Source organism: Kribbella sp. NPDC031520 (genome assembly GCF_055580825.1).
On record NZ_JBVIKS010000003.1, the window covers coordinates 589,558 to 604,358 of the forward strand.

The following is a 14,801-nucleotide window of genomic DNA, read 5'->3' on the forward strand; positions in this document are numbered from 1 at the left end:
TCAGGCCTCGGGCTCCCCGTCGGGCGGGCGGCGCGCGGACACCACCGCGGCCGTGATCGCCGCCCCGATCGCCATCCCGGCGACCAGGACGCCGGCCGCCGGCAATGCCCCCGGTACGCCGACCACGGACATCCGCCCGGGCCCGGCCGAACCGCCCGACATCGCCAGCAGCGCGAACAGGATCACGCCCGCGAGCACCGCCGAGATCGCGCCGCGCAGCGCGAAGGCGTCCCACCCGAGCGCGTCCGCGTCCCGCTCCGTGAGCCCCCGCCGTACGACGACCAGTCCGGCGACGACCCCGGCCGCCAGCGGTACGAGGGCCGTCAGCGCCAGCAGGTACGTCGGCGTCGACCCGTCGGCCGGTACGGCGGCCAGCAGCGGGAGCGCCGGCAGGTTCCCCACGTCGACGCCGGTCGGCGCGATCGTCGTACCGGTCCCGAGCTGGAACCCGGGCCCGGCGAGGAACGCGATCACGTACAGGATCATGTTCGGCACCAGCATCAGGCAGATCGCGAACAGTACGACCGACCCGATCACGCCGGCGTCGAGCAGTTCGAGCATGCCGGTGATGCGGGAGAAGTGGATCGCGAGGAGTACGGCGTACAGCACCGAGGCGAGCGCGACGATCGTGAGTACGGCGGCCAGCGCGGCCGGTACGGTGTCCCGCAGCCCGGCCGGGGTGGCGTCGGCGATGTCCTCGCCCGCACCGGACTCGACGACGACGCCCGCGAGACCGGCGACCAGCGCCAGCGAGAACGTGCCCAGGAACGCCGAGAACACCGACACCTTCAGTGCGCCGTCTGCCGTGAGCAACGCCACGAGCAGCCCGCCGAGACCGTAGACGACCGCGAACCCCAGGGCCAGCGTGATCAGGTCCCTGGTCCGGTCGGCGCCGCTGGAGCGGGCCGCCGACTTGCCGCCGCGGTACAGGCACCAGGCGAAGAACAGCGTCAGGCCGAGCGGCGCGACACTGATCCTCCCGGTGCCGATCGTCACACCGGCCTTGTGCGCCACCAGCCAGGCTGCTGCACCGGCCCGTACCGCGCCGGAGGCGCCACCGAAGGTCGCACCCAGCCAGCCGATCACGGCGACCGCGGCGCAGGTCAGCACCCCGGTGAGCAGGCAGGCTCCGGCGGAGATCACGGCCGACACCAGCAGCGGCTTGGTCGGGGCGGCGGCGATCTCCGACGTGGGCGTCTCACCGTCCCGCGCGCCCGGGCGGCTCAGCATGTCGGTCATCTGACTCCCATCGTCTCCCCGGTCCCGGACACCTCTCGTCCTGACACGCCGGATGTGGGAGACTTCAGCCCGCCTGCTCACGGACAGTTTTCCTGTGTTCGGCTGGTGGTAGCTGAATGGGAGCGGCACGGGTCCACCGGGTACTGTCGGGTGGAATCAGTCAGGAGGTCGAGCTTTGGCCGGTTCCCACCGTGGACAACGCGGCGGCTCACGCGCCGCTGCCCGGGAGGCGCGGCGCCGCCAGGCGCGTAAGCGGAACCAGACGATCGCCGCGGGTGCGGCCGTCGTGGTGCTGGTCGGCGGCGGTGGTGTCGCCGCGCTGAACGCCTTCGGCGGCGACAACGGCTCCGGACCGAAGGCCGGCAGCAGCCCGAGCGACGACAAGTCCAGCCAGTCGAACGTCCTGGCCGACGCCAAGGTGCTGCTGGACGCCACCGGCGCGAAGGCGCTCGGCGCGACCGGCGCTTGGACGGTCACCGGTACGGCGGGCGGCGACTCGGCCCCGGACACCTCGTTCGCATGCCAGCTGCAACGGTTCGCGGACCCGTCCGGCCTGCGGACCTGGGTCCGTACGCTGCAGAACGCGACCACCAAGGACACCGCCGTGCAGTACATCGACGTGTCCAACGACAAGACCACCGCAGCGAAGACGTACAACACGGTCGTCCGCTGGCTCAGCCAGTGCACCACCCCGCAGACCCGGCTGTCGGCCGGGTACATGACCACCGGCGTCGGCGACAGCGGCGTGATCGCGGTCTTCGGACAGGTGCCGGGCGCGAAGACGACGAAGTACAAGACGGTCTCGGTGACGCTGGCGGGGCAGGCGACGATGGTCGTCGAGCACGACACGACCGCCGCGACCCCGCCACGGCCGGATCTCGTACTGGCCGCCACCAGCGCGGCGGCGAAGAAGATCTGCTCCGAGACCGGCGGCTGCGGGACCGGCGCGCCGCTGGCGAAGCCGGCCCTGCTGCCGAACGTCGACACCCCGGGTTTCATGGCTCCGGTCGACCTGCCGCTGCTCGCCGAGGTCGACAAGGCGTGGGTGAGCGCCCCGGCCCAGACCATCGACGGCACCGGCTGCGAGAAGCTCAGCATGAAGAAGGCCAAGGCGGAGAAGTACGGCACGATCACGTACGTGACGCCGGAGGCGAAGGTGCCGACCGAGTTCGGGCTCGACGACACGGTCGCGAGGTTCCCGACCGCCGCGGCGGCCGCGGCGTTCCTGGACAAGATCCGGAAGAACGTCGACGCCTGCGAGAAGAACGTCTCGAACGCGCAGGTCGAGTCGACCGGCACGGTCAAGACCAGCACGGTCAGCGGCAAGAGCTGGAAGGCGACGTACGACAGCGGCGACGGGAAGAAGTTCCACTACCGGATCGGGATCGCCGGGGCCGGGGACCGCGTGGTCTACCTGCTGTTCCCGGTCCTGAAGGACCTGGACATCACCGACACCGCGTTCAACGAGACCTTGGTCCGCGCGGTGGACCGCTCCGCGGCCTACAAATAGAAGACGGGGCCTGCCCCCGAAGAGACAGGCCCCGCATCAGGGCTTTTACTTGCTCAGGCCCTGCATGATCTCGCGCATCAGGTTGGCGGTCTCGGACGGCGTCTTGCCGACCTTCACGCCGACGGCCTCGAGGGCCTCCTGCTTCGCGGCCGCAGTGCCGGACGAGCCGGACACGATCGCGCCGGCGTGACCCATGGTCTTGCCCTCCGGCGCGGTGAAGCCCGCGACGTACCCGACGACCGGCTTGGTCACGTTCTCCTTGATGAACGCGGCCGCCCGCTCCTCGGCGTCGCCACCGATCTCACCGATCATCACGATCGCGTCGGTGTCCGGGTCGTCCTGGAACGCCTGCAGCGCGTCGATGTGGGTGGTACCGATGATCGGGTCGCCGCCGATCCCGATCGCGGTCGAGAACCCGAAGTCCTGCAGCTCGTACATCATCTGGTACGTCAGCGTGCCGGACTTGCTGACCAGGCCGATCCGGCCCTGGCCGGCGATGCTGGCCGGGATGATGCCGGCGTTCGACTCGCCCGGGGTGATGATGCCGGGGCAGTTCGGGCCGATGATCCGGGTCTTGCCGGAGGCCTGCGCGGCGGCGAAGAACGCGGCGGTGTCGTGCACCGGCACGCCCTCGGTGATCACCACGACCAGCGGTACCTCGGCCTCGACGGCCTCCAGTACAGCGTCCTTGGTGAACTTCGGCGGTACGAAGATGACCGACACGTTCGCGCCGGTCTCCTTGACCGCGTCCGCGACGGTGCCGAACACCGGCACCGACTTGCCGTCGAAGTCCTGGCTCTGGCCCGCCTTGCGCGGGTTCACGCCGCCGACGATGTTGGTGCCCGAGGCGAGCATCCGGGTGGTGTGCTTGGTGCCCTCGGAGCCGGTCATGCCCTGGACGATGACCTTGCTGTCCTTGGTCAGGAAGATAGACATTTGTTCGGCGATCCCTTACTTCGCAGCCAGCTCGGCGGCGCGCTTGGCGGCGCCGTCCATCGTGTCGACCCGCTCCAGACCGGCGAGGCCCGCCTCGTCGAGGATCCGGCGGCCCTCCTCGGCGTTGTTGCCGTCCAGCCGGACGACCAGCGGCTTGGTGACGTGCTCACCGCGCGAGCCCAGCAGCTCGAACGCCTGCACGATGCCGTTCGCGACCGCGTCACAGGCCGTGATACCGCCGAAGACGTTGACGAACACGCTCTCCACCTGCGGGTCGGAGATGATGATCTCCAGGCCGTTCGCCATCACCTCGGCGCTCGCGCCACCACCGATGTCGAGGAAGTTGGCCGGCTTCACGCCACCGAACTCCTCACCGGCGTACGCGACGACGTCGAGCGTGGACATGACCAGACCCGCGCCGTTGCCGATGATGCCGACCGAGCCGTCCAGCTTCACGTAGTTCAGGCCCTTGGCCTTGGCCGCCGCCTCCAGCGGGTCGGCCGCCGAGACGTCCTCGAACTCGGCGTGCTCCGGGTGCCGGAAGTCCGCGTTCTCGTCCAGCGTGACCTTGCCGTCCAGCGCCTCGACGTTGCCGTCCTCGAGCTTGACCAGCGGGTTCACCTCGACCAGCGACGCGTCCTCGGCGATGAACACCTCGTACAGCTTGACGATCTCCGGTACGACGGCGTCGATCACGTCGGCCGGGTACTTCGCCGCGGTGGCGATCTCCCGCGCCTTCGCCTCGTCCACCCCGGTGGCCGGGTCGATCGAGATCTGCGCGACCGCGTCCGGGTTGGTGTGCGCGACCTCCTCGATCTCCATACCGCCGGCGGCGGAGGCGATGCACAGGTAGTTGCGGTTGGCCCGGTCGACCAGGAACGAGAAGTAGTACTCCTCGGCGATCGCCGCGGCCGGGACGATGTTCAGGATCTTGACGACGTGACCCTTGATGTCCAGCCCGAGGATCTCGCGGGCCTTCTCCTCCGCCTCGTCCGGGCTCGAGGCCAGCTTGACGCCGCCGGCCTTGCCGCGGCCGCCGGTCTTGACCTGGGCCTTCACGACCACCCGGCCGCCGATCTTCTCGGCTGCCGCGCGCGCTTCCTCCGGAGTCGTGACGACCTCACCCACGGTCGTCCGCACCCCGTGCTTGGCGAAGACCGTCTTCGCCTGGAATTCCATCAGATCCACGAGTGTGGTCCCTCTCTCGCCTGTACGGATTCCTGACACTAGCCACCCTTGTGCCGAGAGCAACAGCCGGGGTACTGGCTGAGACGACGGTCACAGGCCCTCCCACGGTCGTGCGAGGCTGGTTCGCATGACCGATCCTCAAACCAGACCAGCTGACGACTGGTGGCGTAGTGCCGTTGTCTACCAGGTGTACCCGCGTTCGTTCGCCGACGCGGACGGTGACGGCACCGGCGACGTGAACGGGATCCGCGCCCGGCTGCCGTACCTCGCCGACCTCGGCGTGGACGCGATCTGGATCAGCCCGTGGTACCCGTCCCCACTGCTCGACGGCGGGTACGACGTCGCCGACTACCGCGACATCAACCTGGAGTTCGGCACCCTGGCCGACGCCGACGCGCTGATCGCCGAGGCGCACGCGCTCGGCCTGCGGATCCTGATCGACCTGGTGCCGAACCACTGCTCCTGGGAGCACCCGTGGTTCAAGGCCGCGCTGGCCGCCGGAAAGGGCTCGCCGGAGCGCGACCTGTTCTGGTTCCGCGACACCGAGGACGGCAAGCCGCCGACGAACTGGCCGGCCGCGTTCGGCGGGCCGGCCTGGCAGCAGATCGACGACGGGCAGTGGTACCTGCACCTGTTCGACATCTCGCAGCCCGACTGGAACTGGGACCACCCGAAGGTGATCGAGGAGTTCGACTCGATCCTGCGGTTCTGGTTCGACCGCGGTGTGGACGGGTTCCGGATCGACGTCGCCGACTCGATGGCCAAGGACGCGAGCCTGCCCGACGTACCTGTGGAGAACGGCGAGCCGACCCGGGAGAAGTACGTCGGGAACCCGTTCTACGACCAGCCCGGGGTGCACACGATCCACCAGCGCTGGCGGGCGATCGCCGACGAGTACGCCGACACGCCGCAAGGACCGCGGGTGTTCGTGGCCGAGGCGTGGCTGTCGCCGGCCGAGCGGCTCGCGCAGTACGTCCGCCCGCACGAGCTGCACTCGGCGTTCAACTTCGACGCGCTGCGGGCGAAGTGGGACGCGAAGGAACTGCGCGAGGTCATCGACCACACCACCGACAACCTGTGGGCGGTCGGCGCGCCGGCGACGTGGGTGCTGAGCAACCACGACACGATCCGGCACCGCACGCGGTACGGCCGCGAACTGAAGGACGCCCTGGAGGGTGCGGGCGTCGTACCGACGGATCTCGCGCTCGGTCTGCGCCGGGCCCGGGCCGCTGCGCTGCTGGAGCTGGCGCTGCCGGGTGGCGCGTACATCTACCAGGGTGACGAGCTCGGTCTGCCCGAGGTCGAGGACCTGCCGGAGGACAAGCTCGACGACCCGACCTGGGAGCGCTCCGGGCACACGGTCCGCGGGCGCGACGGCTGCCGGGTTCCGATCCCGTGGTCCGGCGCGGAACCGCCGTACGGCTTCGGTCCCGGCACCGGCCAGCCCTGGCTCCCGCAGCCGGCCGACTGGTCCGGTCTGACCGCGGAAGCACAGGCAGGCGACCCCGACAGCCACCTGAGCCTGTACAAGGCGGCCCTCCGCATCCGCCACGACCACCCCGCCCTGGGCGAAGGCCGCCTGACCTGGGACCCCGACGCCCCCGAAGGCGTCCTGTCCTTCACCCGCGACCCCGGCTTCCGCTGCGTCGTCAACCTGACCGACGCCCCGGTCCCCCTGCCCACGCACACGAAGGTCCTGCTCAGCAGCGAGCCGCTCCCCAACGGCGAGCTACCGGTCGACACCACGGTCTGGCTGCAGGTCTGACCAACGAGAAACGGCCGGAGCCAATGGGCTCCGGCCGTTTCTCGTTCAGCGGTATCTGTCGCGGTCCCGGAGTTCCCGGTCCCGGCGGTCCCGGTCCTCGCGGTCCCGGCGGGCGCGATCCTCCCGGTCCCGGCGCTCCCGGTCTTCGCGGTCGCGGCGGGCGCGGTCGTCGCTCACTTGACACCACCTGCCGTCAGGCCGGCGACGATCCGCCGCTGGAACAGCAGTACGGCGATGACGAGCGGGATCGTGACCACCACACCGGCGGCCATCTGGCTGCCGAACGGCTGGTCGCGGCCCGTCGTACCGGTGAACTGCGAGACGATCACGTTCGCGGTCTGGATCGACTTCTTGTTGGTCATGCTCAGCGCGATCAGGAACTCGTTCCAGGCCGCGATGAACGTGATGATCGCGGTGGTGAACACACCCGGTGCCGCCAGCGGAATGATCACCTTGCGGAACGCCTGGGCCGGCGTACAGCCGTCCACCATTGCCGCCTGCTCGAGCTCCTGCGGCATCTGCCGGAAGAACGCGGTCAGGTTCCACACCGCCAGCGGTAGTGCGAACGACAGGCTGGGCACGATCATCGCCTGGTAGGTGTTGATCCAGTGGATGTTCACGAACAGCTTCAGCAGCGGTACGACCAGCGAGATGCCGGGGAACATCGACGTGGTGATGATGATCGCCAGCACCACGTTCTTGCCCGTGAAGTCCAGCCGGGCCAGCGTGTACGCCGCGACCATGCCGATGACCAGCGTCAGGATCGTCACCGTCCCGGCCACGATCAGGCTGTTCAGCAGACCCCGGCCGAAGCCGTTGTCGCCGCTGAACACGTCCTTGAAGTTCTGGATCGAGAACGGCGCCGGGATGAACTTGTTCGAGAACTGGTCGGACGGCCGGCGGAACGCCGACACCACCATCCAGTAGAACGGCGCCAGGCAGTAGATCACGATGAGCGCGACGCCGACCAGCGGCAGCCAGCGTTTGACCGGGCTGACCTCCGCGGCCCGGACCTTGGCGATGTCGGCGCGGGGTTGTGCAGTTGCGGTAGCCATCAGACACCCAATCCTGTGTTGCTCGCCGCGGCAGGAGCGATCGAAGGAGCCGTTTCGCGCTCACGACGCCGCTTCCCCTTGCCTCCGCCGCCACCCGGCTTCTTGGCCCTCGCCTCACCGATCACGTCGGCGCCGAGGATCTTCACGAACAGATACGCCACCACGGCGACGTAGACGAACAGCACCGTCGCATAGGCGGCCGCAGGGCCGTAGCGGACGTTGTTCGCCTCGTCGAACGCCAGCATCGAGAGCGTCTCGACCGAGTTCTTGTGCGCACCGACCAGGACGAACGGCAGGTCGAAGATCCGCAGCGTGTCGAGGATCCGGAACAGCACCGCCACCAGTAGCGCCGGCTTCACCAGCGGCAGCGTGATCCTGGTGAACGTCTTCCAGGCGTTGGCACCGTCCACCTTGGCGGCCTCGTAGACCTCGGCCGGGATGGTCTGCAGCCCGGCCAGGACCAGGAGGCCGATAAACGGTGCGGTCTTCCAGGTATCGGCGATGACCACCGAGAGCTTGGACTGCCAGCCCTCCGTCGACCACAGCACCTGGCTGCCGATCAGGCTGTTGGCGACACCGTCGGCCTGGAAGATCCACTTCCACAGCAGCGCCGAGATGACCGTCGGGATCGCCCACGGGACCAGGATGCTGGCCCGGACGATACCCCGCCCCTTGAACGCCTTGGCCATCACCAGCGCCATCGCGACGCCGAGGACGGTCTCGAGGATCACGCAGACGATGGTGAAGAACGTCGTGTTGTAGAAGGCGTTCCAGAACCGGGTGCCGGTGTCACCGCGGAAGATGTCGGCGTAGTTCTTCAGCCCGACGAACTGCGACCCCTGGACGACGAACCCGTTCGCGTCCAGGTGCTGGCCGCTCTGGAACAGTGATTCGCGCAGCGCCGAGATGATCGGGAACAGGACCACGACGGCGAGCACGAGCAGCGTCGGCGAGAGCAGGGTCGCGGCCAGCCGGCCGGTGCCCTCGTCGAAGCGTTGTGGGCGCTTTTCTTTCTTGGCCGGACGTTCGACGACCGGCGCACTTGCAGTCACCTGAGACTCCTTTGCTCCCCGGGCGTCACCCGGGCACGGACTGGCCGGGGCCGGTGCGTGGTAACAGCAGCACCACTCACCGGCCCCGGCACGACGGTCAGTTCGTGATCAACGACTGCAGCTTGGTCTGCAGATCGGCGAGCGCCTTGTCCGGCGCGACCGTGCCGTTCAGCGCGTCGTACGCCGCCTGCTGGATCGCGGCCGTCACGTCGCCGTACTTGACCACCTTCGGCCGCGGCTGGGCGCCGAGGATCGAGGCCTTCAGCGGGGCCAGGTACGGGAACTGCTTCTGCAGCGTCGGGTCGTCGTACAGCGACGCCCAGGTCGGCGCCTGCGACGTGGCCGTGATGTTCGCCTTCTGGCGGGCTTCACTGGCCATGAAGTTGATGAAGTCGACGGCGGTCGCCTTGTTCTTGGCGAACGAGCTGATCGCGTAGTCGTGCCCACCGAGCGAGGAGACACCCGGACCGGTCTTGCCCGGCAGCGGCGCGACCGCGAACTTGCCGGCGATCTTCGAGGATCCGTCGGTCTTGTTCGCCAGCGAGTAGACGTACGGCCAGTTGCGCAGGAAGAGCAGCTTGCCGTCCTGGAAGGCGCGGCGGCTCTCCTCCTCCTTGTAGGTGATCGCGGCCTTCGGGATGGCGCCGGTCTTGAACCCGTTCACCAGTTCCTCGAGGCCGGCCTTGGCCTCCGGGGTGTTGACGTTCGGCTTGCCGTCCTTGTCGACGATGACGCCGCCGGCCGAGTTGATCGCCTCGGAGAAGTTCACCGTCAGGCCTTCGTACTTCTCGAACTGACCCGAGTAGCAGCTCATGCCCTTGGCCTCGGGCAGCGCGGCCACCTTCTGGCAGTCGGTGAGCATGTCGGTCCAGGTCGCCGGCGGGGTCGTGACACCGGCCTTGGTCAGCAGATCCTTGCGGTAGTACAGCAGGCCGCCGTCGGACGTGATCGGCACGCCGTACAGCTTGTCGCGGTACTTCGCGGTCTCCACCGTCGCCGGGATCAGCTTGCTCAGATCGGGAATCTTGTCCTCGGGGATCTGGGTGATCCACTGGTTCGCGGCGAACTCCGAGGTCCAGACCACGTCCATGTTGAGCACCGTGAACGCGTCGGACTTGGCCTGCGCGTTCTGGACCATCTGCTGCCGCTGCGCGTCCGCGTCCTCGGGCAGCTCCTTCAGCTCGACCTTCTCGTTCGGGTGCGCCGAGTTCCACGCCTCGATCTGCTTCGGCAGAAAGCCGGACGTGTCCTTGCCGGTGGCAAACGTGATCGGGCCCCGGCCGTCGAGTGCGCCGGCCGAGCTGCCCCCGCTGCTGCTGCTTCCGTTGTTGCCACTACCACACGCGGCGGCAAGCAGCACCAGGCTGCCTGCGACGGCGACGAACGCCGTCCCACGTGCGTGTGATCGTTCAAACCTCATCGTTTACCTGCCCTCTCCCGATTCGGGACGTCGCTTGGGTCCTACGGCGACAGTTCGCAGTCCCCCACCGCGCTGCGATCCGCCCTGTCCGGACAGTAACCGAGAATCGGCCGATGTGTTCTGAGCCACACACAGCCTCACCCCGGTCTCTGAAACGGTCAGCCGTATGGCTGTATGCGACCGCGTTTGGGAAGCCCGCACAACCGGGCATTTCCTAACGATTCGGTATTACCGATTAGTAACCTTGCTGAAACGGGGATAGCTGTTCAGAAGTGTTCCGATCGGTCACGCTGTGGTGGAGGCGTCGCCCACGTTCGTCCGGACCCACTCGACGATCTCGGTGGTGGTCGCCCCGGGCGTGAAGATCTTGTGGACGCCGAGCTCGGCCAGCGGCTCCAGGTCGGCGTCCGGGATGATCCCGCCGCCGAACACCACGATGTCCTCGGCCTCCCGCTCGGCGAGCAGTTCGCGGACCCGCTTGAACAGGGTCATGTGCGCGCCGGACAGCACCGACAGCCCGACCGCGTCCGCGTCCTCGGCGATCGCGGTCTCGACGATCTGCTCCGGGGTCTGGTGCAGGCCGGTGTAGATGACCTCCATGCCCGCGTCCCGCAGGGCGCGGGCGACGACCTTCGCACCACGGTCGTGACCGTCCAGACCAGGCTTGGCGACGACAATGCGCAACGGGCTCGTAGCAGGCATGGGGGCAGGCTAACCCGCCCCTTCACTCACGGATAAGACACGGACGCGTGTGTTCCCCCACACGGTTGGTGGGAACCGGTTACCGTTGAAAGTGATCGGACCATCGGGGGGTCTGGTTTGGTGAGGAGTCGCCCATGACTAGCTGGCAGGACGACGTCCGCGGCGCGCTGGACGGACTCGCGTACGGTGCCCGCTCGGCGCTCTCGCCGAGCGTGCTGCACGGTGCGGCGGTCGAGCTCGGCTGGCTGACCACCCACCTGGCGATGTACCCGCTCGGCCTGGTCGGCCGTACGCCGGCGCTGCCCGCCCGGCTGAACCTGACCGGCCTCGGCCCGGCGCAGCGCGGCCTGCTCGTCAACGACGTCCGGGCCGCCGGTACGCCGATCCTGCTGGCGCACGGGATCATCGACAACCACACGGTCTTCGCGCTGATGCGCCGGCACCTCGCGCGGCGCGGGTACAGCAGCATCCACACGTTCTCGTACTCGCCGCTGACCCTGGACGTACGCCGCACCGCCGAGCGGATGGGCCGTGAGATCGAGGCGATCTGCGAGGCGTCCGGCTCCGACCAGATCCACGTCATCGGCCACAGCCTCGGCGGCCTGATCGCGCGGTACTACGTCCAGCGACTCGGCGGCGACGCCCGCGTGCACACCTGCGTCACGCTCGGCACGCCGCACGAGGGCACGATGGCCGCCAAGCTGCTGCCGTGGCCGCTGGTCAAGCAGGTCCGGCCGGACAGCGACCTGATGGCGGAACTGGCCGAGCCGGCACCGGACTGCCGGACCAGGTTCATCGCGTTCTACAGCGACGTCGACCAGTTGATCGTGCCGCAGCGCCGGGCCCGGATCCGGCACGCCGACCTGCTGGCGAGCAACGTCCGGGTGCACGGCGTGGGCCATCTGTCCCTGCCGTTCCACGGCGAGGTCGTGCACCGGATCACCGGAGCCCTGGCGCACCTGGACGAAGAGCCCAGAACTGCCTGACCGGGAAGCGTTCTGGGCGCTCCGAGCGGATGCACGTGCAGCCGCGCATGCAAAAGTTTCGTGAAGGCGCGCCGGAAAAGTGGGTGGCGGGGTTTGTCACCCCGTGACCCTTCCGTTATGGTCTGTGAATCCTCCCGGGAACAAACCCTCCGGAAGGCCGGAGAAGAGCACCCCTAGCTCTCCTCGAGCCCCTCCCCTGTGACCGAAAGGCCACGTTGTGTCCCAGCACCGTGCCGCGGGAGACCGCGTCACGCCCGGCAACGCTGCGCGCAAGAACGGCGCAGGACGTCACAGTGCCAAGCATCGCGTCGCCAGGCGTAACACCCCCAGCAGTACCCAGATCGTCGGTTTGACCGCCGCGCTCGCCGCGGCAGCCGGAGCTGTCGGCTTCAGCCACAGCTCGCTGGCGTCACCGACCCAGGCGAACTCCGCGGTCAACCTCGCGGCCCTCAGCCTGGACAGTGGGCAGCAGCTGTCCGGTATCACCACGGCACGCATCCAGGCGCGCCAGCTCGCCACCCGTGACTCCTCCCGGGTCCAGCTGGCCGACACCAGTACCAAGAAGCAGTCCGCGGCCAGTGCACTCGCCAAGGCCCGGGCCGCGAAGCTGACCGCCAGCCAGGCCCTCACCGCCAAGCGGGCGAGCGCGCTGGCCCTCGCGAAGGCCAAGGCCGAGGCCGCCGAGCAGAAGGCCCGCGAGTCCGCCACCCGCTGCCAGATCATGCTCACCGGCTACCACATCACCGCCACCTTCGGGCAGGGCGGCAACCGCTGGGCGCACAACCACACCGGCCTCGACTTCGCCGCCCCGATCGGTACCCGGATCGGCGCGGTGATGAAGGGCGTGGTGATCTTCGCCGACTGGGCCGGCCCGTACGGCCGCCAGGTCCAGGTCCGGCACGAGGACGGCACCGTCACCTGGTACAACCACATGTCGAAGTTCAGCGTGTCGGTCGGCGAGACCGTGTACGCCGGTGACCAGGTCGGCGCGGTCGGGATGACCGGCAACACCACCGGCCCGCACCTGCACTTCGAGGTGCACCCGGACGGCGGCCCGGCCGTCGACCCGGACCCGTGGCTGCGCAACCACTGCGGACTGAACCCGTACACCTCCATGTGACACACCCCCACCCGGCTAAGCTGCGGCGCATGCGCCCGGCAGCCGGTGAGGTCCTGCACTTCTCCGAAGATCCCACGATCACGACCTTCAAGCCGTACGTCGCCCGGACGAACGGGGAGGTCACGCCGTTCGTCTGGGCGGTCGGCCACGACCGCGCTCCGGACTACTGGTTCCCCCGCGACTGCCCGCGGGCGCTGGCCTGGGTCGGGCCGGACACCACCACTGAGGATTGCGAGCGGATCATCGGCTCCGGCTCCGGGACCCGCGTCCACGCGGTCGAGTACGGCTGGCTGGATGCGATGCGATCCGTCTCCCTTTACGCGTACAGGTTGCCCGCCGAGCCATTCGTCGAGCACGACGCCGCTTTCGTTTCGAGCTCTGAGGTCCAGCCGCTCGGTCCGCCGGAGCGGGTCGGCGACCTCTTCGGGCTGCACGACGACGCGGGCATTCAGCTCCGGGTGCTGCCGCGGCTGCACGACTTCTGGGCCGCGGTGATCGCCAGCACGCTCGAGTGGAGCGGCATCCGGCTCCGGAACGCCCGGCCATGACGTACGGCGCTCTCGCTGAGACGGCGTGGTCCTGGGTGCTGGACCAGGTCCGATGGGACGACGACGGCCCGTGGATCACCGAGTTCGCCGGCCACGACCGGTCCGACGACGACCACGACGGCATGCACCGCGGCATCGGCGGGCTGGCGTACGCGCTCGCGGAGATCCGCCTGACCCGCCGGTGGACACGGACCGAGCAGGACCTGGCCGCCGCGATCGGCGACCGCCTCCGCGCCGCAATCCCGGCCCAGACCGAGACCACCTTCTTCGGCGGGCTGGTCAGCTCGATCGGCGTGCTGACGGCGCTCGACCAGCCCGGTACGGCTGCCTGTGTGGAACGGCTGCGCGCGTTGGAGACGAGCAACGGTTGGCCGGAGAGCTTCCTGGACCAGCCTCGGTACGCGCCGGGCGCGGTCGCGAACGACGTCACGCTGGGGACCGGTGCGGTGCTGCTCGGCGCGCTCTGGGCGATGCGGCACGGCACCGACGCCGCGGACCTGGCCAACCGGGCTGCGGACCTGGTTCTGGCTGAGCGGGAGGAGCTGCCGACAGGGGTCAACTGGCAGTTCGTGTCGCGGCGGTTCCGGTCCGACGAGCCGACCGAGATGCCGAACTTCTCCCACGGGCTCGCCGGGATCGTGGCGGTGCTCGCGATCGCGGGCGCCGACCTCGGCCGGTCCGACCTTGTCGAGGTGGCGCGGCGCGGGGCCGAGCACCTGGTGACGCTCGGCATCAGGGACGACCGCGGGTTCCGGGTGCCGCGGGTGATCCCGTGGGCAGAGCGGCACGGCGACGAGTACACGTACAACTGGTGCCACGGCGGTGCCGGTACCGCGCTCGCGTTCAGCGCCCTCGAGTACGCCGGTGTACCTGCGATCGCCGGTGAATCGCCGTGGACGTGGCGCCGGCGCTGTCTGGACGGCGTGCGGTACTCCGGGATCCCCGAGCGCCTGCATCCGGGTTTCTGGGACAACGACGGCCGCTGCTGCGGTACGGCGGGAGTCGGCGACGCGTTCCTCGACGCGTGGTTGCGCGACGGCGAGAAGGCCGACCTGGAGTTCGCCGTACGGATGGGTGACACGCTGGTCGAGCACGCGTACCCCGAGGGCTACTGGCGGTTCGTCGAGCATCACAACGAGGACCCGCTACTGCCGCCCGGCGTCGGCTGGATGCAGGGCGCGGCAGGCATCGCGGCGTACCTGTTCCGGCTCCAGCGAATGCTCGACGGCGATCAGCGGACGGTCGAACGGATGGAGAACTGGTTCAGCTTGTGATCAGCC

The 14,801-nt window shown here is 69.1% G+C and carries 14 protein-coding genes; 6 read left to right on the plus strand and 8 right to left on the minus strand.

The features are described from left to right. Complete coding sequence (locus tag ACZ5BU_RS18205; protein ID WP_465700264.1) at positions 1-1,239, minus strand: cell division protein PerM; 1,239 nt, start codon at positions 1,237-1,239, stop codon at positions 1-3. Positions 1,240-1,414: 175 nt separating this feature from the next. Here ACZ5BU_RS18205 and ACZ5BU_RS18210 point away from each other — a divergent pair, with 175 nt between their 5' ends. Beyond that, complete coding sequence (locus tag ACZ5BU_RS18210; RefSeq protein ID WP_465700265.1) at positions 1,415-2,749, plus strand: hypothetical protein; 1,335 nt, start codon at positions 1,415-1,417, stop codon at positions 2,747-2,749. A gap of 45 nt (positions 2,750-2,794) precedes the next feature. Here the strand turns inward: ACZ5BU_RS18210 and sucD are convergent, their stop codons facing one another. Both sucD and sucC read right to left on the minus strand, forming a co-directional pair. Continuing rightward, positions 2,795-3,685 carry a succinate--CoA ligase subunit alpha gene (gene sucD / locus ACZ5BU_RS18215; RefSeq protein WP_344199493.1) on the minus strand — a complete coding sequence of 297 codons (891 nt, stop codon included), beginning with the start codon at positions 3,683-3,685 and terminating at the stop codon, positions 2,795-2,797. Between the two features lie 15 nt (positions 3,686-3,700). Continuing rightward, positions 3,701-4,873 carry an ADP-forming succinate--CoA ligase subunit beta gene (gene sucC / locus ACZ5BU_RS18220; RefSeq protein WP_465700266.1) on the minus strand — a complete coding sequence of 391 codons (1,173 nt, stop codon included), beginning with the start codon at positions 4,871-4,873 and terminating at the stop codon, positions 3,701-3,703. Between the two features lie 127 nt (positions 4,874-5,000). Between sucC and ACZ5BU_RS18225 the strand changes: the two genes are divergently transcribed. After that, on the plus strand, positions 5,001-6,638 hold the full coding sequence (locus ACZ5BU_RS18225; protein WP_465700268.1) for a glycoside hydrolase family 13 protein: 1,638 nt from the start codon (positions 5,001-5,003) through the stop codon (positions 6,636-6,638). A gap of 45 nt (positions 6,639-6,683) precedes the next feature. Here ACZ5BU_RS18225 and ACZ5BU_RS18230 read toward each other — a convergent pair whose 3' ends face one another. From ACZ5BU_RS18230 to ACZ5BU_RS18250, 5 genes are all read right to left on the minus strand, one after another. Further along, on the minus strand, positions 6,684-6,815 hold the full coding sequence (locus tag ACZ5BU_RS18230) for a hypothetical protein (RefSeq protein ID WP_465700269.1): 132 nt from the start codon (positions 6,813-6,815) through the stop codon (positions 6,684-6,686). Beyond that, entirely contained in the window at positions 6,812-7,693 is an 882-nt protein-coding gene (locus ACZ5BU_RS18235; protein ID WP_465700270.1) for a carbohydrate ABC transporter permease, read from the minus strand. The genes ACZ5BU_RS18230 and ACZ5BU_RS18235 overlap by 4 nt, the downstream gene beginning before the upstream one ends. Continuing rightward, positions 7,693-8,745 carry a carbohydrate ABC transporter permease gene (locus ACZ5BU_RS18240; RefSeq protein WP_465700272.1) on the minus strand — a complete coding sequence of 351 codons (1,053 nt, stop codon included), beginning with the start codon at positions 8,743-8,745 and terminating at the stop codon, positions 7,693-7,695. Before ACZ5BU_RS18240 ends, ACZ5BU_RS18235 begins: the two co-directional genes overlap by 1 nt. Before the next feature lie 97 nt (positions 8,746-8,842). Then, positions 8,843-10,165, minus strand: a complete 1,323-nt coding sequence (locus tag ACZ5BU_RS18245) for an ABC transporter substrate-binding protein (RefSeq protein ID WP_465700274.1) — start codon at positions 10,163-10,165, stop codon at positions 8,843-8,845. A 285-nt stretch (positions 10,166-10,450) separates the two neighbouring features. Beyond that, the gene (locus tag ACZ5BU_RS18250) at positions 10,451-10,867 is read right to left on the minus strand and encodes a cobalamin B12-binding domain-containing protein (RefSeq protein ID WP_465700275.1); all 417 of its coding nucleotides are present in this window, start codon (positions 10,865-10,867) and stop codon (positions 10,451-10,453) included. A 134-nt stretch (positions 10,868-11,001) separates the two neighbouring features. Here ACZ5BU_RS18250 and ACZ5BU_RS18255 point away from each other — a divergent pair, with 134 nt between their 5' ends. The 4 genes from ACZ5BU_RS18255 (at position 11,002) to ACZ5BU_RS18270 (ending at position 14,795) form a co-directional block, all read left to right on the plus strand. After that, positions 11,002-11,853 (plus strand): esterase/lipase family protein, encoded by an 852-nt coding sequence (locus ACZ5BU_RS18255; RefSeq protein WP_465700276.1) that lies wholly within the window; start codon positions 11,002-11,004, stop codon positions 11,851-11,853. A gap of 217 nt (positions 11,854-12,070) precedes the next feature. Continuing rightward, positions 12,071-12,973 carry a M23 family metallopeptidase gene (locus ACZ5BU_RS18260; RefSeq protein WP_465700278.1) on the plus strand — a complete coding sequence of 301 codons (903 nt, stop codon included), beginning with the start codon at positions 12,071-12,073 and terminating at the stop codon, positions 12,971-12,973. Between the two features lie 29 nt (positions 12,974-13,002). Continuing rightward, on the plus strand, positions 13,003-13,521 hold the full coding sequence (locus ACZ5BU_RS18265) for a DUF6886 family protein (protein WP_465700280.1): 519 nt from the start codon (positions 13,003-13,005) through the stop codon (positions 13,519-13,521). Next, on the plus strand, positions 13,485-14,795 hold the full coding sequence (locus tag ACZ5BU_RS18270) for a lanthionine synthetase LanC family protein (RefSeq protein ID WP_465700281.1): 1,311 nt from the start codon (positions 13,485-13,487) through the stop codon (positions 14,793-14,795). Before ACZ5BU_RS18265 ends, ACZ5BU_RS18270 begins: the two co-directional genes overlap by 37 nt. Positions 14,796-14,801: the final 6 nt, after the last annotated feature.

Bases quoted from the DNA above. Each gene is read 5' to 3' on its own strand.
- ACZ5BU_RS18205 (WP_465700264.1), bottom strand. From the start codon at position 1,239: ATGACCGACATGCTGAGCCGCCCGGGCGCGCGGGACGGTGAGACGCCC.
- sucD (WP_344199493.1), bottom strand. From the start codon at position 3,685: ATGTCTATCTTCCTGACCAAGGACAGCAAGGTCATCGTCCAGGGCATG.
- ACZ5BU_RS18225 (WP_465700268.1), top strand. From the start codon at position 5,001: ATGACCGATCCTCAAACCAGACCAGCTGACGACTGGTGGCGTAGTGCC.
- ACZ5BU_RS18235 (WP_465700270.1), bottom strand. From the start codon at position 7,693: ATGGCTACCGCAACTGCACAACCCCGCGCCGACATCGCCAAGGTCCGG.
- ACZ5BU_RS18245 (WP_465700274.1), bottom strand. From the start codon at position 10,165: ATGAGGTTTGAACGATCACACGCACGTGGGACGGCGTTCGTCGCCGTC.
- ACZ5BU_RS18250 (WP_465700275.1), bottom strand. From the start codon at position 10,867: ATGCCTGCTACGAGCCCGTTGCGCATTGTCGTCGCCAAGCCTGGTCTG.
- ACZ5BU_RS18255 (WP_465700276.1), top strand. From the start codon at position 11,002: ATGACTAGCTGGCAGGACGACGTCCGCGGCGCGCTGGACGGACTCGCG.
- ACZ5BU_RS18265 (WP_465700280.1), top strand. From the start codon at position 13,003: ATGCGCCCGGCAGCCGGTGAGGTCCTGCACTTCTCCGAAGATCCCACG.